The organism is Streptomyces sp. NPDC046557 (genome assembly GCF_040645975.1).
Lineage (GTDB): Bacteria > Actinomycetota > Actinomycetes > Streptomycetales > Streptomycetaceae > Streptomyces.
The window spans coordinates 900,095-924,480 of sequence record NZ_JBEYZH010000001.1 but is presented as its reverse complement, the minus strand read 5'-3'; the positions used below and the strand labels follow the sequence as shown (position 1 = coordinate 924,480).

The 24,386-nt window shown below is 73.3% G+C and carries 23 protein-coding genes and 1 tRNA gene; 11 read left to right on the top strand and 13 right to left on the bottom strand.

Translation table 11 applies throughout. The features are described 5' to 3' along the window. Positions 1-6: 6 nt before the first annotated feature. From ABZ934_RS04385 to zapE, 4 genes are all read right to left on the bottom strand, one after another. Positions 7-876 carry a polyphosphate kinase 2 family protein gene (locus ABZ934_RS04385; protein ID WP_361308733.1) on the bottom strand — a complete coding sequence of 290 codons (870 nt, stop codon included), beginning with the start codon at positions 874-876 and terminating at the stop codon, positions 7-9. A 138-nt stretch (positions 877-1,014) separates the two neighbouring features. Beyond that, positions 1,015-2,379, bottom strand: coding sequence for an alkaline phosphatase PhoX (locus ABZ934_RS04380; RefSeq protein WP_361308327.1), 1,365 nt, complete (start codon positions 2,377-2,379; stop codon positions 1,015-1,017). Positions 2,380-2,570: 191 nt separating this feature from the next. Next, positions 2,571-2,996: an OsmC family peroxiredoxin gene (locus ABZ934_RS04375; protein ID WP_136212691.1), complete on the bottom strand. Its 426-nt coding sequence runs from the start codon at positions 2,994-2,996 to the stop codon at positions 2,571-2,573. 97 nt (positions 2,997-3,093) lie between these two features. Continuing rightward, positions 3,094-4,200 (bottom strand): cell division protein ZapE, encoded by a 1,107-nt coding sequence (gene zapE / locus ABZ934_RS04370; protein ID WP_361308325.1) that lies wholly within the window; start codon positions 4,198-4,200, stop codon positions 3,094-3,096. Between the two features lie 36 nt (positions 4,201-4,236). Here zapE and ABZ934_RS04365 point away from each other — a divergent pair, with 36 nt between their 5' ends. The 8 genes from ABZ934_RS04365 to ABZ934_RS04330 all read left to right on the top strand — a co-directional run bounded on the left by ABZ934_RS04365 (position 4,237) and on the right by ABZ934_RS04330 (position 11,368). Next, positions 4,237-5,010 carry a pyrimidine reductase family protein gene (locus ABZ934_RS04365; RefSeq protein ID WP_361308323.1) on the top strand — a complete coding sequence of 258 codons (774 nt, stop codon included), beginning with the start codon at positions 4,237-4,239 and terminating at the stop codon, positions 5,008-5,010. A gap of 147 nt (positions 5,011-5,157) precedes the next feature. After that, entirely contained in the window at positions 5,158-5,625 is a 468-nt protein-coding gene (locus ABZ934_RS04360) for an indole-3-glycerol phosphate synthase (protein WP_361308321.1), read from the top strand. 46 nt (positions 5,626-5,671) lie between these two features. Next, entirely contained in the window at positions 5,672-7,066 is a 1,395-nt protein-coding gene (murC, locus tag ABZ934_RS04355; RefSeq protein WP_361308319.1) for a UDP-N-acetylmuramate--L-alanine ligase, read from the top strand. A 23-nt stretch (positions 7,067-7,089) separates the two neighbouring features. Next, a complete protein-coding gene (msrB, locus tag ABZ934_RS04350) occupies positions 7,090-7,509 on the top strand; it encodes a peptide-methionine (R)-S-oxide reductase MsrB (protein ID WP_361308317.1) in 420 nt (139 codons plus the stop codon). A 260-nt stretch (positions 7,510-7,769) separates the two neighbouring features. Beyond that, positions 7,770-10,022 carry a sensor histidine kinase gene (locus tag ABZ934_RS04345; protein ID WP_361308315.1) on the top strand — a complete coding sequence of 751 codons (2,253 nt, stop codon included), beginning with the start codon at positions 7,770-7,772 and terminating at the stop codon, positions 10,020-10,022. Next, positions 10,019-10,423, top strand: a complete 405-nt coding sequence (locus ABZ934_RS04340; protein ID WP_361308313.1) for a roadblock/LC7 domain-containing protein — start codon at positions 10,019-10,021, stop codon at positions 10,421-10,423. Before ABZ934_RS04345 ends, ABZ934_RS04340 begins: the two co-directional genes overlap by 4 nt. After that, positions 10,423-10,791 carry a DUF742 domain-containing protein gene (locus ABZ934_RS04335; protein WP_361308311.1) on the top strand — a complete coding sequence of 123 codons (369 nt, stop codon included), beginning with the start codon at positions 10,423-10,425 and terminating at the stop codon, positions 10,789-10,791. The genes ABZ934_RS04340 and ABZ934_RS04335 overlap by 1 nt, the downstream gene beginning before the upstream one ends. Continuing rightward, a complete protein-coding gene (locus tag ABZ934_RS04330; RefSeq protein ID WP_361308309.1) occupies positions 10,778-11,368 on the top strand; it encodes an ATP/GTP-binding protein in 591 nt (196 codons plus the stop codon). The genes ABZ934_RS04335 and ABZ934_RS04330 overlap by 14 nt, the downstream gene beginning before the upstream one ends. A gap of 23 nt (positions 11,369-11,391) precedes the next feature. On the opposite strand, the gene ABZ934_RS04325 is transcribed toward ABZ934_RS04330, so the two are convergent. The 5 genes from ABZ934_RS04325 to ABZ934_RS04305 are packed head-to-tail and all read right to left on the bottom strand — an operon-like array spanning position 11,392 to position 16,694. Beyond that, a complete protein-coding gene (locus ABZ934_RS04325) occupies positions 11,392-12,330 on the bottom strand; it encodes an NAD-dependent epimerase/dehydratase family protein (protein ID WP_361308307.1) in 939 nt (312 codons plus the stop codon). Beyond that, a complete protein-coding gene (locus ABZ934_RS04320) occupies positions 12,327-13,418 on the bottom strand; it encodes a cytochrome P450 (protein ID WP_361308305.1) in 1,092 nt (363 codons plus the stop codon). Before ABZ934_RS04320 ends, ABZ934_RS04325 begins: the two co-directional genes overlap by 4 nt. Then, positions 13,415-14,908, bottom strand: coding sequence for a class I adenylate-forming enzyme family protein (locus tag ABZ934_RS04315; RefSeq protein ID WP_361308303.1), 1,494 nt, complete (start codon positions 14,906-14,908; stop codon positions 13,415-13,417). The genes ABZ934_RS04320 and ABZ934_RS04315 overlap by 4 nt, the downstream gene beginning before the upstream one ends. Further along, a complete protein-coding gene (locus ABZ934_RS04310) occupies positions 14,908-15,648 on the bottom strand; it encodes a glycosyltransferase family 2 protein (protein WP_361308301.1) in 741 nt (246 codons plus the stop codon). Before ABZ934_RS04310 ends, ABZ934_RS04315 begins: the two co-directional genes overlap by 1 nt. Beyond that, positions 15,645-16,694 (bottom strand): 3-oxoacyl-[acyl-carrier-protein] synthase III C-terminal domain-containing protein, encoded by a 1,050-nt coding sequence (locus tag ABZ934_RS04305; protein ID WP_361308299.1) that lies wholly within the window; start codon positions 16,692-16,694, stop codon positions 15,645-15,647. The genes ABZ934_RS04310 and ABZ934_RS04305 overlap by 4 nt, the downstream gene beginning before the upstream one ends. 319 nt (positions 16,695-17,013) lie before the next feature. On the opposite strand from ABZ934_RS04305, the gene ABZ934_RS04300 reads away from it, so the two are divergent. Together ABZ934_RS04300 and ABZ934_RS04295 are read left to right on the top strand one after the other, a co-directional pair. Next, the gene (locus tag ABZ934_RS04300) at positions 17,014-19,074 is read left to right on the top strand and encodes a phosphocholine-specific phospholipase C (RefSeq protein WP_361308297.1); all 2,061 of its coding nucleotides are present in this window, start codon (positions 17,014-17,016) and stop codon (positions 19,072-19,074) included. A 183-nt stretch (positions 19,075-19,257) separates the two neighbouring features. Continuing rightward, complete coding sequence (locus ABZ934_RS04295; protein WP_361308295.1) at positions 19,258-20,013, top strand: alpha/beta hydrolase; 756 nt, start codon at positions 19,258-19,260, stop codon at positions 20,011-20,013. Between the two features lie 76 nt (positions 20,014-20,089). Here the strand turns inward: ABZ934_RS04295 and ABZ934_RS04290 are convergent. From ABZ934_RS04290 to ABZ934_RS04280, 3 genes are all read right to left on the bottom strand, one after another. Beyond that, positions 20,090-20,162: transfer RNA gene (locus ABZ934_RS04290), tRNA-His, on the bottom strand. Between the two features lie 74 nt (positions 20,163-20,236). Next, positions 20,237-20,971, bottom strand: a complete 735-nt coding sequence (locus ABZ934_RS04285; protein WP_361308293.1) for a hypothetical protein — start codon at positions 20,969-20,971, stop codon at positions 20,237-20,239. A gap of 112 nt (positions 20,972-21,083) precedes the next feature. Continuing rightward, a complete protein-coding gene (locus ABZ934_RS04280) occupies positions 21,084-21,599 on the bottom strand; it encodes a hypothetical protein (protein ID WP_361308292.1) in 516 nt (171 codons plus the stop codon). Between the two features lie 134 nt (positions 21,600-21,733). Between ABZ934_RS04280 and ABZ934_RS04275 the strand changes: the two genes are divergently transcribed. Beyond that, positions 21,734-22,582 (top strand): LysR family transcriptional regulator, encoded by an 849-nt coding sequence (locus ABZ934_RS04275; RefSeq protein ID WP_361308290.1) that lies wholly within the window; start codon positions 21,734-21,736, stop codon positions 22,580-22,582. Positions 22,583-22,586: 4 nt separating this feature from the next. Here the strand turns inward: ABZ934_RS04275 and treZ are convergent, their stop codons facing one another. Further along, positions 22,587-24,296, bottom strand: a complete 1,710-nt coding sequence (treZ, locus tag ABZ934_RS04270; protein ID WP_361308731.1) for a malto-oligosyltrehalose trehalohydrolase — start codon at positions 24,294-24,296, stop codon at positions 22,587-22,589. Positions 24,297-24,386: the final 90 nt, after the last annotated feature.

The following is a 24,386-nucleotide window of genomic DNA, read 5'->3' as shown; positions in this document are numbered from 1 at the left end:
ATCCGACTATGTGGCAAGTAGACGTGCGCGGCACTCGTCTACGTCGAAATCAGCACCCGGATAGCACGGATCCATGTCCCCCAGATGCTCCGACAACAGCGTGCCGATGGCCCAGTTGCGGTACCACTTGCGGTCGGCGGGCACCACGTACCACGGCGCGGCGTCCGTGGAGCAGCGCTCCAGCGCCAGCTCGTAGGCGCGCTGGTACGCCGGCCACAGCGCCCGCTCGTCGATGTCGCCGGGGTTGAACTTCCAGTGCTTGGACGGGTTGTCGAGCCGGGCCAGCAGCCGCTCGCGCTGCTCCTCGAACGAGATGTGGAGGAATGCCTTCACCACGGTGACGCCGTCTTCGGCGAGCGACTCCTCGAACCGGTTGATCTCGTCGTAGCGCCGGTTCAACGCGGACCGGGGCACCAGTTCCCGGACGCGGGCGATCAGGACGTCCTCGTAGTGCGAGCGGTCGAAGATGCCGATCTCGCCGGGCCGGGGGAGGGCTTTGGTGACGCGCCACAGGAAGTGATGCTTCAGCTCCTCCGGGGTGGGCGCCTTGAAGGACTGCACGCGGCAGCCCGAGGGGTTGAGGAAACCGATCACGTGCTTGACCGTGCCGCCCTTGCCACTGGTGTCCATGCCCTGGAGGACGAGCAGGAGCCGACGCCGGTCACCCGCGGTGCTCGCGGCGTACAGCCGTTCCTGGAGCGAGGCGAGCGGGTCGGCCATCCTCGCCATGGCGGCCGCGCCGTCCGCCTTGCGGGACGGGCCGCCCGGGGTCGAGGACGGGTCGACGGCGCCGAGGTCGGCCCGGCCGGGCGGCACGCGCAGCAACGCGCGCAGGGAGGGCCGCGAAGCCTTCCCGGTCTTCTCCCGCTCGCCCATCTCCGTGCCGGGCTTCGCCTCGTCCTTCTTCGCCCGGTCCTTCTCCGCCCTGTCTTTCCTCGCCATCGTCGTCCACCCCGATCAGTCGACTTCGTCCGATCATCCGACATCGGGGGCGGCGGCGCACGGTGGGGCGGATCAGTGGTTCCAGGGACCGGTCACCGCGAAGGTGGTTCCCGGGGTGTAGGCGTTGACGTACATCGTCCGGGCGTCGGGGGAGAAGGTGACCCCGGCGAACTCGCCCCACTCCGGGGCGCCGGGCTTGCCGATGTCCTGCGCGTTGCGGGCCACCGGGTACACCTCGCCGTCCAAGGTCACGCCGAAGACGTACTGGTCGCCGCCACCGTCCTCGCACACCATCAGGCCGCCGTCCGGGGCGAGGCAGATGTTGTCCGGGCTGTCCCCGGGGAGCGTGACGTCGGTGGACGGGCCGAACACCACGCTCAACCGCAGCCGGGCGCGGCGCGGGTCGTAGAACCAGACCTGCCCGTGGTGGTCGGCGGCGGCACCCTCGACGCCCCGGGCATAGCTGGAGACGAAGTGGACTCCGGTCCCGCCCCGGTAGCAGCCCTCCAGCTTCTGGGCGTGGGTGATGCCGCCCCGACCGAAGTCCTGGAAACGGAGGGCCGTCCCGGCCGCCGACGGGTCCGGTACGGGAATCCACTCCACCGGGAACTCGGCGCCGGGCTGGTCCACGACGGACAGGTCGGGCACGCCGGGCACCCGCAGGGCCTGGAGGGCGCCGCCGGCCCGCAGGGAGCCGAGGCCCCCGAGGGGCCGGGCGGGCAGGAAGCGGTAGAACAGCCCGAACGGCTCGATGAACGCGTCCTCGGTCTCGTAGACGACCCCGGTGTACGGGTCCACGGCGACGGCCTCGTGCGCGAAGCGGCCCATCGCCCTGAGCGGGACGGCGCCCGAGCGGCGCGGATCGGCCGGGTCGACCTCGAACACGTAGCCGTGGTCCTCGGTGTACCCGTCCGTCCCGGCCCGGTCCTCGGTCTCCTCGCAGCTCAGCCAGGTGTGCCACGGGGTCCGCCCGCCGGCGCAGTTGACGGCGGTCCCGGCGAGGGCGACCCGCTCGGCGGTGAGGTCCCCGGCCGGGTCCAGGGTGAGGACCGTACAGCCACCGAGGGCCCCGGGGTCGTAGGTCAGGCCGTCGACAGCGGGGACGCGCAGGGCGGCGGTGGCGCGGTTCTCGTGGTTGCGCACCAGTCGTACGCCGCCCCGCGCGTCCGCGCCGAAGGCGGCCATGCCGTCACAGTTGCCCGGGACCGTGCCCCCGCCGGAGCGCAGCGGGGTGCCGGCGCGGGAGAGCACGCGGTACGAGAACCCGGCGGGCAGGTCCAGCAGGCGGTCCGGGTCGGGCACGAGCGGCCCGTACCCCCGGCGGACCGGGACGGCGCCCGCCGCCGTGCCGAACGCCGCCGTGCCGAACAGCGCGCCGAGCGACCCGCCGAAGGTGACGCCGGCCGCGGCCAGCAGGCTGCGTCGGCTGACGGACATCGGCAACTCCCAGCGGCGACGCGGACCATGTGACCGAGCCGTGGTACCACGCCCCCCACGCCCCGGCGGCGCCCCGCGCCGACCGGTCACCCCACCGGGTTCCGTCGGGGGCGCGCGATCCGCCCGGCGACCGGTCGGCGGGGCGGGGTCCGCCATCGCACCGACCGGCCGCGCCCGGGGCGGGGTCGGCGCTAGATCAGCTCGGCGCTCAGGGTGATCGTCGTACCCGTCAGGGCCTGGCTGACCGGGCAGTTCTTCTTGGCGTCCTCGGCGGCGGCGGCGAAGGCGTCGGCGTCCAGACCCGGAACCTCGGCGCGCACCGTCAGGTGGATGCCGGTGATGCCCTCACCCGGCTGGAACGTCACGTCGGCCTTGGTCTCCACCCGGGTGGGCGGGGTGCCGGCGCCGTCGAGGCCGTGGGAGAGCGCCATCGAGTAGCAGCTGGAGTGCGCGGCGGCGATCAGCTCTTCCGGGCTGGTCTTGCCGTTCGCGGCCTCGGCGCGCGAGGGCCAGGAGACGTCGAACGAGCCCCGGCCCGAGGAGTCGAGGGTGACGACACCCGAGCCCTTGAGGAGGTTGCCCTGCCAGTCGGTGTGCGCGGTACGCGTGGTGGCCATGGTGGATCCCTTCGCAGAAGTGGAAACGACCGGACCGGACGCACACGTGTCGATCCGTATGGCGATCCGTACGCGCGACGGCCCGGCGCGACCCAACCTACTGGGCCACCAGCCCCTTCGCGTCGCGTGCCAGGGCGGTGAGCCGGGATATGGCGCGGAAGTACTTTTTCCGATAACCCCCGTCGAGCATGTCGTCACTGAACAGACGATCGAACGGCACGCCGGAGGCGAGCACCGGTATCTCGCGGTCGTACAGCCGGTCGGCGAGGACCACCAGCCGCAGTGCCGTCGACTGGTCCGGGACGGGGCCGACATCGGTCAGGCACACCGCCGATATCCCGTCCGTCAGCGCTCCGTAGCGGCTCGGGTGCACCTGTGCCAGGTGGTCCAGCAGCCCCGGGAAGTCGTCGAGGCTCGCGCCCGGCGTCGCGTACGCGGCCTTGGCCACCTGCTCGTCCGAGAACGGCGCCGGCGCCGCCGGCAGCCCCCGGTGCCGGTAGTCCTGGCCGTCGATCCGCAGCGGCCGGAAGTGCGCGGACAGGCCCTGGATCTCCCGCAGGAAGTCGGCCGCGGCGAACCGGCCCTCGCCGAGCTTGCCGGGCAGGGTGTTGGAGGTCGCGGCCAGCGCCACGCCCTGCTCGACGAGCCGGCTCAGCAGCGAGGACACCAGCACGGTGTCGCCCGGGTCGTCCAGCTCGAATTCGTCGATGCACAGCAGCCGGTGCCCGCCGAGCGTCTGCACGGTCTGCTGGAAGCCGAGCGCGCCGACCAGGTTCGTCAGCTCCACGAAGGTGCCGAACGCCTTCAGCGCGGGCTCGGCGGGGGTCGCGTGCCACAGGGAGGCCAGCAGGTGCGTCTTGCCGACGCCGTAGCCGCCGTCGAGATAGACCCCGCCCGGGGCGCCGGCCGCGGTCGCCGGTTTCTTCGAGAACCAGCGCCGCTTGCCCGAGCCGGTGGCGTGCGCCCCGCCCAGCCCCGCGGCGAAGGCGCTCAGCACGGTGACGGCCTCGCGCTGGCTGGGCTGGGTGGGGTCGGGCTCGTAGGTGTCGAAGCGCACCGCGTCGAAACGCGGCGGCGGCACCATCTCGGCGACCAGCCGTTCGGCGGGCACGCGGGGGGACCGGGCACACAGGGCCTGGGGACCCGCGTCGGCTATCGGCTGCCGCCCGGAGGCCGGACCAGAGGTCGTGAGGGAGGTTGACACAGCCCTTAACTCTACGGGCCGTGGCACACTGCATCGATGCGACGCCTGTTCCCTGTGACCGATCAGACATCAGCAGACCGGAGCGACCGCCCGTGGTCGCTGGACGAGCTCGCGGAGGCGTACGCGTATCCCGAACTCGGCCCCGACGGCCACTGGCTGCGGGCCAACATGGTCTCGACCCTGGACGGAGCCGCCCAGCACGACGGCCGCTCCCAGCCCATCTCCGGCGAGACCGACATGCAGATCTTCGGCACCCTGCGCGCCCTGGCGGACGTGATCGTCGTGGGGGCGGAAACGGTTCGTCAGGAGGGTTACCGCCCGGCGCGGGCCCGGGACGCCTTCGCGGAGCGCCGCAGGGCCTCGGGCCAGGGTCCCGCGGCCGCCATCGCGGTGATCACCGCCAGTATGGAGCTGGACTTCTCCCTGCCCCTGTTCACGTCCCCCCTCGTGCCGACGCTGGTCCTCACCGGCGCCGCCGCGCCCGCCGAACGCGTGGCGGAGGCGGCGAAGGCCGGGGCCGAGGTGGTGCTCGCGGGCGACGGGGCGGCCGTGGACCCCGTACGGGCGGTACGGGAGCTGGCCGCGCGCGGGCTGCGCCGTCAGCTCACCGAGGGCGGCCCCCGCCTGCTGGGGCAGTTCGTGGCCGCCGACGTGCTGGACGAGCTGTGCCTGACGATCTCCCCGATGCTCACGGCGGGCGACGCCCAGCGGATCGCCGGAGGCCCCTCCGTCACGGTTCCGCACCGGCTCGCGGCGGCCGGGGTGCTGGAGGAGGCCGGGTTCCTCTTCACCAGTTACCGTCGAATCTGAACTAGGGGCGGAATTCGCCGTTCCGCTTAGCTTCCGCTGGGCACATACCTGGGCAGAGATATCCGCGCAAGCCCGCGCGAGAGCGGGGCAGGATGGTTTCCGCAGAGGCCGGCCCACCGGCCTCGGCCCATGAAGGAGAGGGCGTCCGTGTTCACGAGCGTATTGATGATCGAGCAGCCGCTGACCCCGGTGGACGTGGACTTCGTCACCACCCTGCACGGAGACGACGAGGTCTCGTTCATCGTCCTCATGCAACCGAGGGGTGACCAGGACAGGCTGCTCCGCGCCATCGACGACGTGGCGCTCGGCGAGCTCCCCGAGGCCCTCCACGAGGGCGACGAACCGGAGGGCGCCGCCGCCCGCCGCCCCGCCGCACAGGCCCTCGAACACTCGCTGGAAGCCCTGCGCAGAAAGGGCGCCAAGGCCGTGGGGCAGCTCGTCGAGGACCACCCGCTCGACCGGCTCAAGGCCGTCGTGGACGAGACCGGGGCCGACGAGGTGATCGTCCTGACCGCCCCGCACTTCGTCGAGGAGTTCTTCCACCGCGATTGGGCCTCCCGCGCGCGGCACAAGGTCGGCGTTCCGGTGCTGAAGCTCTTCGCCCACAACGAATAGGCTGGCCCCGGCCCACCCCTTGCAATCGATTCCTGGAGCGACCTGAATGAAGCCCGGCCTGCCGACCGCCATGGAACGGCCCCACTTCATCGGCATCGGCGGAGCCGGCATGTCCGGCATCGCGAAGATCCTCGCCCAGCGCGGCGGGCGGGTGGCCGGCAGCGACGCCCGTGACTCCGAGACCGCCCGGGCGCTGCGCGCCCACGGCGTCACGGTGCACATCGGGCACGCCGTCGGTCACCTCGCGGACGACTCCACCTGCGTGGTGGTCTCCAGCGCCATCCGCGCCGACAACCCGGAGCTGGCCCGCGCCGCCGAACTCGGCATCCCGGTCGTGCACCGCTCCGACGCCCTCGCCGGCCTGATGGACGGCCTGCGGCCGATCGCGGTCGCGGGCACCCACGGCAAGACCACCACCACCTCGATGCTGGCGGTCTCACTCTCGGCCCTGGGTCTGGATCCCTCCTACGCCATCGGCGGCGACCTCGACGCCCCCGGCTCCAACGCCCACCACGGCGAGGGCGACATCTTCGTGGCCGAGGCGGACGAGAGCGACCGCAGCTTCCACAAGTACGCCCCGCAGGTCGCGATCATCCTCAACGCCGAACTCGACCACCACGCGAACTACGCGTCGATGGAGGAGATCTACGAATCCTTCGAGACCTTCGTCTCGAAGGTCGTCCCCGGCGGCACCCTGGTCGTCGCCCACGGCCAGGCCGGTGCGGCCGAGATCGCCGCCCGCGTCGCCGGCCGGGACGGGCTGCGGGTCGTCACGTACGGCGAGGAGGCCGACGCCGACGTCCGGATCACGAAGATCACCCCGCGCGGCCTGACCAGCGAGGTCACCGTGGTCCTGGACTCCCGGATGCTCACCTTCACCGTCTCCGTCCCCGGCCGGCACTACGCGCACAACGCCGTCGCCGCGCTGGCCGCCGGTGTCGCGCTCGGCATCCCCGCGCACAACCTCGCCTCCGCCCTCGGCAAGTACACCGGCGTCAAGCGCCGGCTCCAGCTCAAGGGCGAGGCCGCGGGCGTCCAGGTCATCGACTCCTACGCGCACCACCCCACGGAGATGACCGCCGACCTGGAGGCCATCCGCGGCGCCGCGGCCGATGCGCGCATCCTCGTCGTCTTCCAGCCCCACCTCTTCTCCCGCACGCAGGAACTCGGCAAGGAGATGGGCCTGGCCCTGGCCCTCGCCGACGCCTCCGTGGTCCTGGACATCTACCCGGCCCGCGAGGACCCCCTCCCGGGCGTCACCAGCGAGATCATCATCGAGGCGGCCCGCACGGCGGGCGCCGACGTCGCCGCCGAGCACGACAAGGACGCCGTCGCCGACGTCATCGCGGGAATGGCGAAGCCCGGTGATCTCGTTCTCACCATGGGCGCGGGCGACGTCACCGATCTGGGACCGCAGATCCTCGCCCGCCTGTCGAGCTGAAAGCCAGAGGGAGCGGGAACGTCATGGCGTACGAGGTCGAGAAGACGGACGAGCAGTGGCAGGCGGAGCTGACCCCGTCCGAGTACCAGGTGCTCCGCCTCGCGGGCACCGAACCGGCCTTCCGGGGTGAGTACACCGACACCAAGACGGAAGGCGTCTACTCCTGCCGGGCGTGCGGTGCCGAGCTGTTCCGCTCCGACACGAAGTTCGAGTCGCACTGCGGCTGGCCGTCCTTCTACGACCCGAAGGACAGCGACGCGGTCGAGCTGATCGCGGACACCACGCACGGCATGGTCCGCACCGAGGTCCGCTGCGCGAAGTGCGGCTCCCACCTGGGCCACGTCTTCGAGGGCGAGGGCTACCCGACCCCCACCGACCAGCGCTACTGCATCAACTCGATCTCGCTGCGCCTGGCCCCGGCCGACGGGGCCTCGCAGGGCTGACGGGGTACGGGGCCGGGGGAGCGGCCGGGAGCGGCTTCCCCGTCCGGCCGGCTCGTACGCCGGTTCGCGTGTCTTTGGCGCCAATACCACACGGTGGAATCGGAATCCAGCTATCCGTTTCTCCGTCGTGGCTGGTTATGATCTGCAGCCTGGCGCCCCGTCCCGGGCCCTTCCGCGCTCTACCCCGCTCCCGAGGACCGATGTCTCCCATACAACCAGAAGGCCCACGAGGGCAGTCGTCGGCCCCTCGGTCGCGTACCGTGCGCCTGCGTACGCTGCTTATTTGGCTGGCAGTCGTCCCCACCCTGGCGATGACCGCCCTGGTGGCCGTGACCGCACAGCGGTTGCTGGCGCAGTCGGAGCACCTGCGTGCCGACCTGGCGGACGGTCAGCGGATCGGCAAACCCCTGTACACGCTCATGGCCGAGGTGCAGGCCGAGCGGACGACGGCCGCCGCGCGGTGGGCGGGGACCGTGTCCGAGGACGACCTGCGCAACCGGCGCGCGGCCACGGACCGGGCCGTGGCCGAGTTCCGCCGGTCCTCGGACGCCGGTCCGCCGGCGACCGGGCAGGAGGCACGTCAGCTCCAAGACCTCGAGAGCGGCCTGGCGGACCTGGCCGCGAACCGCGAGCGCGCGGACGCCCGCGGCGGCGCCGCCGAGAAGACGATCGGCTACTACACCGGCCTGATCGACCAGATGATCCATCTGTACGAGGAAGAGTTCAACCACGCGGAGGACGCCGAGCTCATCCAGCAGACCCGGCCGGTCGTCGCCATGTTCTCGGCATCCGAGATGGTGGCGCGCGAGGACACGCTCCTGGCGCTGGCCGGGCCGTCCAAGGAACTGAGCCCCTCCGGGTTCGCCGAGTTCGTCAACTCCCTCGGAGCCCACCGGTACCTGTACGCCACGTCGGTCGTGCCGAATCTGTCTGCCGAGGAGAAGAAGCTCTACGAGCAGATCGCCGGCTCCGACGCCTGGCGGACGAAGACCGGCATCGAGAACGCGGTCGTCTCCGACCACAAGGACACCGATTCCGGCGTCAAACTGCCCCGCGAGACAGACGGCTGGCGGGCCGCGCACGAGACGTTCGCTCCCCAGCTGGGCAAGCTCAACACCGACGGGGCGCAGGGCGCGCTCGCGCGGGGCGACGCCAAGGCCGCAGAGCTGGAGACCGAGGTCGCCTGGCTGGTCGGGGGCAGCGCCGGCGCCCTGCTGATCGTCGCGGCCACCGTCGTACTCACCACCCGTTCCGTACTCCGCCGCCTGCACGGTCTGCACGAGCGCACGGTGACCATCGCGGAGGACACCCTGCCCGATGTCGTGGCCCGGCTCCAGCGGGGGCAGCCCGTGGACGCCGACTCGCTGCCGAGGGCGCGCGGAGACCAGGACGAGGTCGGGCGTATCAGCGACGCGTTCGCCCGGGTCGTCGCCGTGTCCATCGACGGGCACAGGCAGCTCGCGGCCGAGCGCCACGGCTTCGGGTTGTTCGCCTCGGGCATCGCCTCCCGCACCGGGAACCTGGTGAGCCGCCAGTTGAGCCTCACCGAGGAGCTCCAGGACACCTTCGGCCACGACGAGAAGCTCCTTGCCCAGTTGATGCGATCCGACCAGTTGACGGTGGGAATGCGGCGCCAGATCGAAAACCTGCTGATCCTGTCGGGCGGCGAGGTCCCCGATCCGCACACCGACCCCATGCGGCTCGCCGACCTGCTGCGCGAAGCCGCCGCGGAGGTCGAGGACTTCCGGCGGATCGAGCGGCAGGCCATGGACGAGATCAGCGTGGAACCGCAGGTGATCAGCCAGATCAGCCACCTCCTGGCGGAGCTGCTCGACAACGCCACCCGCTTCTCCCCGACGAGATCGAAGGTGGTCATCCGCGCCGAACTGGTGACGGACGGCCTGTCGGTCGAGATCGAGGACCGTGGGCCGCGCGTGAGCGCCGAGAGCTACGAGGAGATGAACAGCCGCCTGCACGCGGCGCCGCCGTATTCCGTCCTCGCGCAGAACGCGCACCGGCTCGGGCTGTTCGTGGTCGGCCACCTCGCCGAACAGCTGAACGCCACGGTCACGCTGCGCCGCTCGGTGTACGGAGGGACCTCGGCCGTGGTGGTCCTCCCTCAGGAACTGCTGGTGCGGACCGAACCGGGCCGGACCGGACGGGAACCGGCGCGCGCGCCGGCACCGGCCACCCCGCCGCCGGGTCCCCTCGACGACCGCAAGCCCGAGCTGGTCCTGCACACGGGGTCTGGGCTGCCCAGCCGCAGGCCGCCCGAGCGGCCGGCGGGCCGCACGCGGCCGGTTCGGACCGAGGCACCCGACGACGGTGCGCGACCGGCCCTGCCCGAGAGGGTCCCGCAAACCCACATCGCCGAGCAGCTCCGCGCGCCGCGCGCACCGGAAGCAGCAGCCGGCCAGGACGCGGAGACACCCGAAGAGGTGGCCGACGCCTGGGCGGACTACGAACACGGGACCCAGACAGTGGAACAAGAGCTCCGACAGGATCAGCCATGACGACGGCAAGCAACGACGTGATCTACAGCGTCCTGGACAACAACCTGAGCAGGATCGCCGGTATCCAGGGAGCCGTGCTCCTGTCCAACGACGGGATCAGGCTTAGCTCCTACCAGCTGGAACAGCCCCAGGCGGAGCGGATAGCCGCTGCGTCCTCCGGGATCGCCGCCACGATGAAGGCGATATCCAGAGAGGTCGGCGGCGGCCGGGTGATCCGGCAGCTGGTCGAGATGGACGACAGCTATCTCTGCATCGTGGGGTGCGGGGAGGGCAGCACGCTCATCGTGGTCACCTCCCGCAAGGCGCGGCTCGGCGAGCTAGGCGGCGAGGTGGTGCGCACCGCCCAGGCGCTCGGTGAGTGGCTGGGTACGCCCGAGCGGACCCAGGCGCCGACGCCGTAATGCCGGACGAGCCACAGCCCAGACCCGCAGGCCGCCGCCGGACGCGGCTGTACGCCCTCACCGACGGCCGTACAGCCGCTCCGCACACCGTCCTCACGATGGATACCACGATCACGGCCGTCGCCGCCAACGGGCACGACGGCCTGCCCACCGAATGGCAGGCCGTCCTCGCCATGTGCCCGCCTCCGGGCGGCATGGCGGTCGCCGAGATCGCGGCGCGAACGCACATCCGCCTCACTCCGATGACGCTACTCCTCGGCGAACTCGCCGACCGCGGGCTGATCCACCACCGGCCGCCCCTGGGCGAGGCCGAGACCACCAATGTCCACCTGCTCATGAGAATCAGGGACAACCTTGCCCGGATATGACACCCCTGCCCAGGGAGCGGCCCCCGTCAAGATCCTCATCGCGGGGGGATTCGGCGTCGGCAAGACGACCCTGGTCGAGACGGTCTCCGAGATCGAGCCGTTGCGTACGGAGGAGCGGCTGACGAGCGCGGGCATCGGAGTCGACGACCTCGACGGGATCGAGTCCAAGACGCTGACCACCGTCGCGATGGACTTCGGCCGGATCACCCTCACCGACGCGCAGGTCGTCCTCTACCTGTTCGGCACACCGGGCCAGGAACGCTTCTGGTTCATGTGGGACGACCTGCTGAACGGGGCCCTCGGCGCGATCGTGCTGGTCGACACCCGACGCCTCGACCGGAGTTTTCCCGCCGTCGACTTCTTCGAGAACCGAGGGCTCCCGTTCATCGTCGGCGCGAACTGTTTCCACGGTGAAAAGCCTTACACCGCCCAGGAGATCGGGGCCGCGCTGCATCTGCGCGACCCCGACACGCCCATCCTCATGCTCGACGCCCGATCCCGCGACGACGTCCGCGGGGCTCTCCTCTCGCTGCTGGACAGGCTCATCGCCAAGGCGGAGACCGCGGTCACGGCCTGAAGCGACCCGCGTGCGTCCCCCCGTCAGCGAGCGGCTGCGGACCCCGGCCGCACAGAGGTGACGTAGTCCGCCAGGGTGCGGATCGGGGTCCAGCCCCGCGAGCGGGCACGGGTGATGTCCAGCACCACCGGGTGGGCGAGTTGGTCGACCGCGTAGCGGCTCAAGGGCGGTTCGCCGCGGGAGACCGCCTCCGCGATCCGGGCCGCGGCGAGGGCCAGGGCCGGTGGGATGTGTCGGATCCGGGCCCGCACCCCGTGCGCGCGCAGGACCGCGCAGACGGCGGCGTCGCGGGAGTACGGGCGCGCGTCCGCGATGTTGTACGCGCCCGGGGCCCAGTCGGACGCCACCAGGCAGGCGTCGGCGAGGTTCTCCACCGCCGTCAGGCTGAGCGGTACGTCGGGACCCGGCAGCAGCAGGGTCCCGGCCCGGACGCGGGAGAGCAGCCGGGGCAGCAACTGGGTGTCCCCCGGGCCGTAGACGGCCCTCGGGCGCAGCACCACCGCGCCGGCGGCCAGCGCCAGGGCCTCGCCGGCCGCCTTCGTACGGCCGTAGGCGCCCAGTTGCCCGGTCCGCGGGTGGTCCTCGCGGACCAGGGAGCGGTCCCGGCGCGGGTCGTAGACGCTGGCACTGCCGACCCAGACCACCGGGCGCCCGCCCGCCGCCCGCAGCAGCCGGGCGGTGCCGTCGACGTTGACCGCCCGCATCGCCGCCTCGGCGGCCGGACCGGGGGAGGGGTCGCCCACCGCCGCCGCGCAGTGCACCACCAGGTCGGTGCCCGACAGGTCCGGCTCGGCGCGGGCCGCGTCCCAGAACCGGTGCGTGCCGACCGGGCCGGGGCGGCGGCCCACGCACACGACCTCCGCCCCCCTCGCGGCGGCCGCCCGGGCCACCTGCCCACCACAGAAGCCGCTCGCGCCGGTCACGGCGACACGGACGCCGGCCATGGAGATACGGAGCCTCACGCGCCCGCCCTCACGGTCAACGAGCGCCACCCCGGCAGGGCGGCCCGCCGGTCCACCCGGGCCCGGCTCACCACCGGCCGATGCGGGGCCAACGCTTCCAGCACATCGGCCAGTTGGGCCCGTGCGAGCGCCGCCCCGGGGCAGGCGTGCGACCCCGCGCCGAAGACCAGGGAGGCCACGCCCGAGGGGGCCGGCAGGCGTGCGTCGGGGTCACGGCGGTGTGCTCCGGCGGCATGCCGCGCGACCAGCAGCAGCCGGTCCCCGGCGCGAACCGGGCAGCCGCCGACCGACCCGTCCCCGGCGGCCACCCGGGGCAGCAGCGGCGAGGCCGCCGTGACCCGCAGCAGCTCGTCCACCAGCCGTGGCCGCAGCCGCGGATCGCCCGCCTGGTCCCACAGACCGGCGTCCGCGCACCAGGCCACGGCCCGGGGCAGCGCCGCCACGGTGGTGTTGACGGCGGCCACCGCGACCATCGCCGCAAGGGCGTCGTCCGGCGCGCCGCCGAGGAGATCCCGCAGTCGCGCCGCCGTACGGGCCGCGGCGGCCCGCGCCCCCGGCCGGGGCGGTCCGGGCAGGTGCCCGCGCACGGAAGCCGCCGCCGCCTCGGCCGCCGCCCGGGCGACGGCCCGCGGCTCGGCCGGGCAGTCCAGCAGGGCGCAGACCACGACCCCGGCCAGTTCCCGCGCCAGCTCCACCGCGTCGACCTCGCCGCCCCGCGCCAACGGCAGGAGCCGACGTACCATCAACGGCTGCCAGTGCGCGCGGAGTTCCCGGACCCCCGCCCCGCCGAGCCGCTCGGCCAGCGCCCGCCGGTCGGCGCGGTGCCCGCCGCCCTCCTGGTCGAACAGCACGCCTCCCTCGCCCTCCAGCGCGGCCCGGGCGGCGCCGCCCGTGGTGCCCGGAGCCGTCCGGTCGAGCGGCAGCCGGGTCAGCGCCTCCCGGTAGGCATGCGCGTCGTGGACGAGCACGGAGCCGCCGACGCGGCGTACGGGCCGGCCCCGGGTGGCGGCGAGCAGCCCGAACAGCAGCGGGTGGCCGCCCAGGTAGACCCGGCGGTCACGCCGCCGGGCCCGAAGCGTCGGGTTCACCGGGTACCGCCCTTCCCCTGGTACAGGGCGGCCGCCGCCAGCTTCGATGCCGCCGCCCGGTCAGGCTTGCGCGACCGCCCCGCCAGCGGGACATCCGCGAACACCAGCGCGTCGGGCCGCGCCGTCCCCATGCGCCGCAGCGGTCCCGACAGGGCCGCCCGCAGCGCCGGTTCGGGCACGCCGCGCTGCGGCTGCACGACGGCCACCAGCCGCTCGTCCCCGTCGCCGGCCGGGACCCCGACCAGCACGCCCAGTTCCACGCCCGGCACGTGCAGGGACGGTTCGTACAGGCCCGGGTAGATGTTCTGCGCCCGCCGCAGCACCATGTCCTTGCACCGGCCCTCCAGGACGATCCGCCCGGCGCCGTCGAGCCGCGCCCTGTCCCCCGTACGCACCCACGCGTCGCGTTCCTCACCCAGGTAGCGGTCCCGGGCGGCCGGCCCGGCCAGCAGGAGTTGCCCGGCCGCGTCCCGCTCGGCCCGCACCCCCGGCAGCGGCGTCCCCACCAGGTCCCCCGAGCCGGTGAAGGCGGCCTTCTCGCGGGACTCCACCGCCGCGGCGGGGAACAGTTCCGTCAGCGCGTACACCCCCCACGCCTCGTCGGCGCCGGCGTCCCGGACGCGGTTCAGCAGCCCGGCCCCGGCCGGCGCGGAACCCGTCCACACCCGGCCCCCCAACCTCGCCCCCGCGGCCAGCGCGTCCCGCAACTGCGGCGGCGTGAGGTAGGTGTCCCGCGGGCGCAGCCGATCCAGTTGTCGGGCCAGCACGCGCGCGGAGCGGGCCGGCAGGGCCACCGGCGCGCCGCGCGTGAGCGAGGGCACCAGGACGAAGAAGGTGCCGCCGAGCACCGGCTCGCCCGGCCGGGCGCCCGTGAACAACGCCGACACCGACTCCATCCCCGCGGCCAGGCTCGCCCTGGTGTGCACCACCGCCCGCGGCCGTGACGTCGTACCTGAGGTGAACACGATCACCGCGTCGCCGTCCCCGTCGAAGCGCGCCGGGACCCCGGTGCGCGGGGCGTCCCGCTCCAGGGCGGGCGCGCACCACGGCAGCCGCCGCCCGACGGTCGCCACCGGTCCGCCCAGGGCCGCCAGGTCCGGAAGTTCCAGGCGGGCCCGCCGGGCCGGCGCCGCCGCCCAGCCCGCCACCGCCTGCGCGGCGGCGTCGGCGAGCACCAGCGCGGGCCGGGCCCGCGCCAACCTGGCCCGCAGCACCTCCGGTCCCACGCACGGGTCGAGCACCGCCCCGCGCAGCCCGAGCCGCCACAACGCGAGCAGTACCGCCAGGGCCCGCGGACCGGGCCGCACCGCCACCCCGACGGTGTCCCCGGCCCGCAGGCCGCGCGCGTGCAGCGCGGCGGCGTACGCGTCGGCCTGCTCTGCGAGTTCGCCGCGGGTGGCCCGCACCCGGGGGGCGCCGCCCCGGCCGGTGGTGAGTACCGCGGGCAGCTCGGGGCGGGCGCGCAGCGCGTGTTCGAGTCGGTCCAGCATCAGCGCGGGTCGTCCGTTCCGTGAGTGCCGCTGCCCTGGTCCAGGTACCAGCGGGCGGTGCCGCGGAGCCCGTAGGCCCGCAGCCGCCGCGTCGAGTTCTCCACGACCATCGCGCGGCAGCGCGTGATCCGGTCGGTGTGCCGGCGTACGGCGTTCAGGAACAGCCGGTCGGTCGGCGAGGGCCGTCGGGGCATCCCGCCCACGGCCAGGTACAGCTCGGCGGTGACGGCCATGTTGTTCCCCGCGTGCATCCGGTACGGGGCGCGGTAGCCGTGCCTGCGCGCGTGCCGGGGCCGCAGCCGGCCGAACAGCGCGGCGAGTGCCACCAGCGCCATGAACGCCACCCGGCCGAGCGGCCCGTGCTCGTCGCGCCGGGCGGTGATCCGCCCGCACACCAGGCCCGGCCGCCGAAGGAGCGCGTCCCGCGCCGCGCCCGTCCAGCCGGGCCGGGGCAGACAGTCGCCGTCGGTCCGGGCGAGCAGGGTGGCGCCCTGCGTGATCGCGTACCGGAAACCGGTGTCCACGGCAGAACCGACGCCCTTCTCCGGCTCGTCGATCACCTCCACCGTGAACGGCGCCCGCTTCGCGAACTCCCGGGCGACGGCCGCCGTGCCGTCGGTCGACGCGTTGTCGACGACGAGCAGGGTGAAGTCCCGGTCCCGCTGCGCCGCGAGGGCCCGCAGGGTCTCCCCGAGCCGCGCCTCCTCCTGGTGCGCGGGCACCACCACCCACAGGTTCACGACTTTTCCCAGACCATCGTCATGATGCTGATGCCGCCGCCGAGCCCGACGAACAGCACCCGCTCGCCGGTGGCCAGGCCGTCGAAGACCCGGTCCAACTGGACCCCGATGCTCGCGCTCGCCACGTTCCCCAGCTCCGGCACGGTCACCACGAGCTTCCCGGCCGGTACGCCGGTCAGCTCCGCGAACCGCTCCAGGTAGGGCAGGGTCACCTGGTGCACCAGCACCCTCGCGAAGTCGTCCCAGTCCGTCCCGGTCCGGTGCAGGGTCCGGTCGATGACCGCCGTGCCGACCTTCTCGAACACTCCGCGCAGCTCGTGCCCGTCGCCCTGGAAGTAGGTGTGCTCGTCCCCGCGCGGGTGGCGGGAACCGCCGCCTGGGATCCCGCCGACCTCCCAGTGCTCCGAGTGGGTCTCGGTGTCCACGTCCAGGATGCCGCCGCGCTCCACCGCCTCCACGACCACCGCCGCGCCCGCGTCGCCGAAGGTGTAGCCGGCGAAGCCCGCGCGGAACTCGGTGGCGTCGGCCGGCGCCGTGCGGACCGCTCGGCTCGGGGTCTCGCCGGTGACCACCAGGGCCCGGTGCGCCCGACCCGAGAGGATCATGGAACGGGCCAGGTCGATGCCGTTGACGAAGCTGTTGCAGGCGTTGGTGACGTCCAGGGCGTGCGCCCTGGACCCCAGCTCGGCCTGCACGATGTGAGCGGTCGCGGGCTCGACCACGTCGCGGGAGGCCGAGGCGAAGACCAGCAGGTCGATGTCGAGCGGGCCGAGGTCGGCGGCGGCCAGGGCCCTGCGGGCGGCGCCCACGGCGAGCGTGGAGGCGTACACGCCTTCGGCCGCGACCCGGCGGGAGACGATTCCGGTGGCCTGGGCCAGCAGCCTCGGCGGCAGCGCGAGTCCGCTGTGGCGGGCCACCTCACGCTGGAGGTCGTCGGAGGAGAGCACGTCCTCGGGCAGCAGGCTGCCGACGGCGGTGATCCCGGCGGCGCGCGGCCGCGGTCGCGGCTGCCGGTGGGAGGGGCTGCGCCCTGACTGGGTGAACATGTCCACACGATCGCAAGGGCCCTCCGGGCGAACCTGAGTACGGATGCTCAGATCGGCTGTGCGAGGTGCCCGAGTAGTCGGCCCCGGCACAACGCCGTCGCGTACGACGTCTGTTGTACGAGAGCGGGGCGTCGTACCGTTCCACCGGCGGGGCGCGGGGAAGGTTTCCCGCGTCCTTCCCGTGCCCTGCCGTTCTCCGTCCGGCCCTTTCGTTCTTCCTTTGTACGGCACAAGGTCGGACAAGGATCTCCGTCCGGTCCCCCTGGACCGCTGTCCTTGGGGCGCCCCTCGACCCCCTCCACACCCAGAGGTCTTCACCGTGGCTGAACTCAACCGTCGCAGGTTCCTGCAGATCGCGGGCGGCACGGCCGCCGCCGCCATGTTGAACGAGAGCATCGCTCGGGCCGCCGCCATTCCGGCACAGGGCAGCACCGGGACCATCCGGGACATCGAGCACATCGTCGTCCTGATGCAGGAAAATCGTTCCTTTGACCAGTACTTCGGCACGATGAAGGGCGTGCGCGGTTTCGGTGACCCGAGGCCCGTGCTCCAGGACAACGGCAAGTCGGTCTTCTACCAGTCCAACGGGACGAAGGACGTCCTCCCCTTCAACCCGCAGGTCGCCGATCTGGGCATGCAGTTCGTCGAGGGCCTCAACCACGACTGGGCGGGCGGCCATCAGGCGTACAACAACGGTAAGTACGACAAATGGGTCCCGGCCAAGACCGCGACGACGATGGCGTACATGACGCGGAACGACATCCCGTTTCACTATGCGCTCGCCGACGCCTTCACCGTCTGCGACGCGTACCACTGCTCCTTCATCGGCGCCACCGACCCCAACCGCTACTACATGTGGTCGGGCCACACCGGCAACGACGGCGTCGGCGGCGGCCCGGTCCTCGGCAACCAGGAAGCCGGCTACGGCTGGAAGACCTACCCGGAACGACTGGAGGCGGCCGGGGTCTCCTGGAAGATCTACCAGGACATCGGCGACGGCCTGAACGCGGCCGGTTCCTGGGGCTGGATCAGCGACGCGTTCCGCGGCAACTACGGCGACAACTCGCTGCTGTACTTCAACAGCTACCGGGGCGCCCAGCCGGGCAGCGCCCTCTACGAGAAGGCGCGTACGGGTACCGACGCCAAGGCCGGCGACGGCTACTTCGACAAGCTCCGCGCGGACGTCGTGGCGGGCACCTTGCCCCAGGTCTCCTGGATCGCCGCCCCGGAGGCGTTCAGCGAGCACCCGAACTGGCCCGTCAACTTCGGTGCCTGGTACATCTCCCAGGTCCTGGACGCGCTGACCGCCAACCCGGAGGTGTGGGCGAAGACGGCGTTCTTCATCACCTACGACGAGAACGACGGGTTCTTCGACCACGTCGTCCCGCCGTACCCGCCCGCGTCCTCGGCCTGGGGCCTGTCCACGGCGGACGTCTCGAAGGACCTGTACGCCGGGGGCGGCGGCTACGCGGCCGGCCCGTACGGCCTCGGCCCGCGCGTCCCGATGATCGTCGTCTCCCCCTGGAGCAAGGGCGGCTACGTCTGCTCGGAGACCTTCGACCACACCTCGGTGATCCGCTTCATGGAGAAGCGCTTCGGCGTGCGGGAGCCCAACATCTCGCCGTGGCGCCGCGCGGTCTGCGGCGACCTGACGTCCGCGTTCGACTTCACCAAGGCCGACGCCTCCCCGGCGCCGCTGCCCTCCACCGCCGGATACCTCCCGGCGGACCACAACGCGCACCCCTCCTACCACCCGGTGCCCCCGGCGACCGGCACGCTGCCCAAGCAGGAGGGCGGCGCCAAGCCGACGCGCGCGCTCGGCTACGCCCCGTACGTGGACGGCAAGGCCACCGTGTCCACCGGTAAGTTCACGCTGACGTTCTCCTCCGGCGCCACCCTGGGCGCGCACTTCCACAGCACCTCCGGCAACCGCACCGACGGCCCGTGGCCCTACACGGTCGAGGCGGGCAAGACCCTGTCGGACACCTGGAGCACCAGCAGTTCCACCGGGTACCAGATCAACCTCAGCGTCTGGGGACCGAACGGCTTCCTGCGCACCTGGAAGGGCCCCGCGAAGAAGGCAGGCCCGGAGGTCACGGCCCGCCACGTCGCGGCCACCGGCAACCTCAAGCTGACCCTGACCAACTCCGGCACGACCGCGGTCGACCTGACGGTGACCAATGCCTACAACGGCGCCTCCCAGACCCTGCGGATCGCCGCCGGCGGCACGGCCTCGTACACGGCGGATCTGGCCGCGACGGGCCGCTGGTACGACGTCAAGGTCGTCTCGGACGCCGACGCGACCTTCCTGCGCCGGTTCGCCGGGCACGTGGAAACGGGCGCGCCCGGCGTCTCGGACCCGGCGATCGACACCGTCTGACGCGCCCGTCCGCACCACGCGGCAGCCGCCGTCCCGGGACCGGGGCGTCCTGCGGCCGGCGGCTGACCTCGCCCCAACGGCCGTGCCCTGGGCGGGTGTCGGCCTCACGGTGTGACGGTGGACGGGGTGGGCAGAACGTACGGCGTCGGTTACCACCCACCCCCGTCACCGAGGGAGAACGCCATGGCCATCGCCCACCGCAGGATCGGCACCGGCCCCACCCGCGTCATCGTGTTGCACGACTGGTTCGGTACGTCCGCCAACTGGGGTTCCGTGCTCGACTACCTGGACCCCGAGGCGTTCTCGTACGCCTTCCTCGACTACCGAGGCTACGGCGAGCGCCGGGACGTCACCGGCCGGTACAGCCTCCCGGAGATCGCCGACGACGTCCTCGCGCTCGCCGACCAGCTCGGCTGGGACACCTTCTCGCTGCTGGGCCACTCCATGGGCGCGAAGGCCGCCCAACAGGTCCTGGTCCGGGCGCCCGAGCGGATCGAGAAACTGGTCGGGCTCGCCCCGGTGCCGGCCGGCCCGTACGAGATGGACGACGCCACCCACGAACTCTTCTACGGCGCGGCCGAGAACCCCGAGAACCGGCGCGTCATCCTCGACCTGGTGACCGGCAACCGCGCGAGCCGCCATTGGGTGAACCGCATGGTCGCCCATTCCCGCGCGGTCGCGCGGCCCGAGGCGTTCGCCGCCTACCTCGTGAGCTGGCAGCCCCTCGACCTGTCCTCGGCCGTCAAGGGCAACACCGTCCCGGTGCTGGTCCTGGTCGGCGAGTACGACCTGGCCCTGACCGCCGACGTGATGCGGGCCACCTGGCAGACGTGGTACCCGGACTGCCGCGTCCGTACCATCCCGGGCGCCGGCCACTACCCGCCGCAGGAGACCCCGGTGGCCTTCGTCACCGAGGTGGAGGCGTTCCTGCGGAGCTGACGGCGTCCCGGGTGGTGAGGGACGGAAAACGCCTGTGGGGGTACGAGGAGACCTCGTACCCCCACAGGGTCGACAGGGTGAGTGACGGGACTTGAACCCGCGGCCACCTGGACCACAACCAGGTGCTCTACCAACTGAGCTACACCCACCACGAAGGGCGGCGGACCGCCCGTTCGATGTGCATGCACAGCATAGCTGATCAGACGGGTGGTCCCGCGACGGCTTATCGGGCGGCCTCCCGCTCGGCGGCGTGCGCCACGGCCGCCGCCGCGAGGGCCTTGACGATCGGGTGCGGCTTCGTGCCGTCACCGGCTAGCTCCGGCTGGAACAGGGTGGCCAGGAAGAAGGGGTGACCGGGCAGCTCGGCGATGCGGACCTGCCCGTCCTCGTCGTGCCCCGACAGCCGCAGCCCCCCGGCCTCCAGCGCCGGCAGGTGGCGGGGCGCCGGAGCGTAGTTGCAGTGGTAGCGCTCCAGGCTTCGCTCGGCGCCGAGCACGGACTCGGCCAGCGAGCCCGGCTCGGCCCGTACGAGACCCTCGTGGCCGACCAGCGAGCAGGCGAGCGGAGCGATCACCGGGTCCTCGGCGCCCGGGTCGTTCTCGGCGTGCGCGGCGGCGCTGAGCCCGCACGTGTTCCGGGCGTACTCCAGCAGGGCGTGCTGGAAGCCGCCGCAGGTGCCGAGGAAGGGGATCCGCTCCTCGCGGGCCACCCGGATCGCGGCCAGGGCCCCGGCCTCGCTGGCGTACGGGCTGCCCGGCAGCACCCACACCGCGTCGAACCGGCCGAGCGCGCCGGAGGCGGCGTCGGCCTCGGCGTCGGCGGTGGGGATCCAGTAGGCGTCCAGGACCAGGCCGTCGCGGGAGGCGAGGGCGTCGAGGAGGGTCGGGACGCGGGTATGGGACTTCACGTGCGGGGAGCGGTCGCCGACGAGGGCGATCCGTGCGGTGGTGGTGATCATGCGTCCCATGCTGGAGTCGGCACCCTGTTCAGCGCCAACGATTGTTCCTGCATGATCGATAAGCAGAACTGATCACCCTGTCACCCGGGCTCGGCTTCCGGGCTTCGGGGGCTCAGTGCTTCAGTGCGGCCTTGGTGGCCACGATCATCAGACCGAGGACGAGATTGACGACCCCCTCGGTCGCCAACTGGGGACGGGTGGCGCCCGCGCGGGCGGCGCCGACGCAGGCCCAGATGACCTGCTGCGCCACCGCCACGCCCATGGCCAGCCACGCCGTTCCCGCGTAGTCCAGCCCGAGGAGGCCGCTGAGGGCGACGGCGGCCGCCGGCAGGGCCGCGGCCTCGACGATGGGCCACTCGTGCCGGGCGACCCGGCGGATCTCGTGCCGGCTCCAGGGCTCGCCGACCAGCCGTTCCCCCGCCAGCTGGGCGTACACGTGGGTGGCCCAGAACACCAGGCCCGAGACGATCAGGAGGAGTACGAGCTGCAACCTCGGAAAGCTGCCGGTGGCACCGGCGGTGGCCACCACAGAGGTGGCGAGGAGGGAGCCGTACACGGCGCCGGCGGAGTCGGTCCGGGGCGCGCGCGGTGGCCTGCTGCGGCCCGCGGGGCCACTGGGGACGGTCACCCGCCCCACGATAGGGATGTGGGGACCGGGTACCGCCCGGGCGCGCCGAGCGCGGTGACGGAGGGTGGTCTCTCGGAGGCGACCCGGGGCCGGCTCCGAGGACGAGCCGCGGAGCCGGTGGCAGGCTGGGGCCCATGGATCCGCACCTGCTCCGCACCTTCACCACCGTCGCCCGGCTCGCATCCTTCTCCGGCGCCGCCCGGGAGCTGGGCTACACCCAGTCCGCCGTCTCCCAGCACGTCGCCGCCCTGGAGTCGGACCTGCGGACCGAGCTGCTGACCCGACGGCCCGTGGCGCCGACGCCCGCCGGGGAGCGGCTGCTCGAACACGCCGGGCCGCTGCTGCTGCGCCTGGACGCGGCCCGGGCCGATGTGCTGCGGTTGGCCGCCGCGCCGCCCGGGCAGGTCACCCTCGCCGTCTCCCCGCTCGCCGTCGCCCCCCGGCTGCTCTCCGCCCTCCCCGCCACCGGGGTCACCCTGCAGGTGCTGCCGCCGGGGGAGGTGCCGGCCGTCGTCGCCGCCGGGGGCTGCGACCTCGGGCTGGTCGACGGCCTGGCCGCGCCCAGCGATCCGCTCCGGCTGCCCGACGTGGCCCCGCTGCGGGTCACCGGCGTCGGGGAGGAGGGACTCGCCGTCCTGTTCCCGTCCGGGCATCCGTTCGCCGGGCGGAGCGCCGTCCGGCTGGACGACCTGGCCGACGCGCGCTGGCTGGACGCCCCCGGGGTGGGGCCCGCCCCCGCCGCCGTCCGTGCCGTCCCGGGCCTGCGCTACGACGGCACCGACCTGCACACCCTGTGCGCCCTCGCCGCCGCCGGCCACGGCCTGGCCCTGCTCCCGCTGCGGGTGGCGCGGGCCGCCGGCGCGGGGGTCGCCGTACCGCTGGAGGCGCCGCGCCTGGTGCACCGTACGGAACTCCTCGCGCCGGGCGCCCCCACCGGAGCGGCCCTCGCCGTCGCCGCGCGGCTCACGGAAGGAGCGGCGTAGCGGATCACGGGCCCAGGACCACCGCAGACTCGCCCGGTACGTGGATCCGCCCGTCGCCGCCGGGCTGTTCGACGGGTTCCCAGGCGGCCAGCACCCGCACCCCGTTGCGGCCCAGCGCGATCGTCACCGGCTCGGCGGAGAGGTTCACCGCCACGCGGACGTCGCCCCGCCGGAAGGTCAGCCAGCGCCGCTCCTCGTCGTAGGCGACCCGGACGGCCCCCAGGTCCGGGTCGCGCAGGTCCGGGTGGCCGCGCCGCAGCGCCACCAGGGTGCGGTACCACTCCAGCAGCCGGGCGTGCCCGGCCCGCTCCGGCTCGTTCCAGTCCAGGCAGGACCGGTCCCGGGTGGCCGGGTCCTGGGGGTCGGGGATCTCTTCCTCCTTCCAGCCGTGCGCCGCGAACTCCCGCCGCCGGCCGGTCCGTACGGCCTCCGCGAGCTCCGGATCGGGGTGGTCGGTGAAGTACTGCCACGGCGTGTCGGCGCCCCACTCCTCGCCCATGAACAGCATCGGCACGAACGGCCCGGTCAGCGCCAGCGTCGCCGCGCACGCCAGCAGCCCCGGGGACAGCGTCGCGGAGAGCCGGTCGCCCTGCGCCCGGTTGCCGATCTGGTCGTGGGTCTGTGTGTAGCCGACGAAGCGGTGCGCGGGCGTGCGGCGGCGGTCGACGGGGCGGCCGTGGGTGCGGCCCCGGAAGGAGGACCAGGTGCCGTCGTGGAAGAAGGCGCGCGTCAGGGTCTTGGCGAGGGCCGCGACCGGGGCCACCGCGAAGTCTGCGTAGTACCCCTGCGACTCGCCGGTCAGCGCGCAGTGCAGGGCGTGGTGGAAGTCGTCGTTCCACTGGGCGTGCAGGCCGAGGCCGCCGGCCCCGCGCGGGGTGGTGGTGCGCGGGTCGCACCGGTCGGACTCGCCGATCAGGAACAGCGGCCGGGCGGTCTCCGCCGCCAGCCCGTCCACGGCCGCCGCCAGTTCCTCCAGGAAGGTCAGCGCCCGCCCGTCGGCCAGCGCGTGGACGGCGTCCAGCCGCAGGCCGTCGATCCGGTAGTCCCGCAGCCAGGCCAGGGCGCTGTCGATGAAGTACGCGCGGACCTCGTCGGAGCCGGGCGCGTCCAGGTTGACGGCCGCGCCCCAGGGCGTGTGGTGGGTGTCGGTGAAGTACGGCCCAAAGGCGGGGAGGTGGTTCCCGGACGGGCCCAGGTGGTTGTGCACCACGTCCAGCACCACGCCCAGTCCCGCCGCGTGCGCCGCGTCCACGAACCGCGCGAGCCCCGCCGGGCCCCCGTACGGCTCGTGCACCGCCCACGGCGCGACCCCGTCGTACCCCCAGCCGTGTCGGCCGGGGAAGGGACAGACCGGCATCAGCTCGACGTGTGTGACGCCGAGCGAGGTCAGGTGGGCGAGGCGGGCAGCGGCCGCGTCGAAGGTGCCCTCGGGGGTGAAGGTGCCCACGTGCAGCTCGTAGAGGACCGCGTCCTGGAGCGGGACGCGCGGTGACGGGGTGTCGGGGTGGAGCGGTGTGAAGTCGACCACGGCCGACAGGCCGTCAGGGCCGTCCGGCAGACGGCGGCCGCGCGGGTCGGGAAGCGGCCGCGGATCGTCGTCCAGCAGGAACCCGTACCGGTCCCCGTCGGCGGCCGGGGCCTCCGCGACCCACCAGCCGGCGCGGTCGGGCGCCGGATCGCGGGTCATCTCGTAGGCGGTGTCGTTCAGTCGCATCGCGACCCGACCTGTCTGCGGTGCCCACACCTCGAACTGCACGGACGGTCCCCTCGTCTCCGGCGGTACCTGGCCCTGTCGCCCTGACTC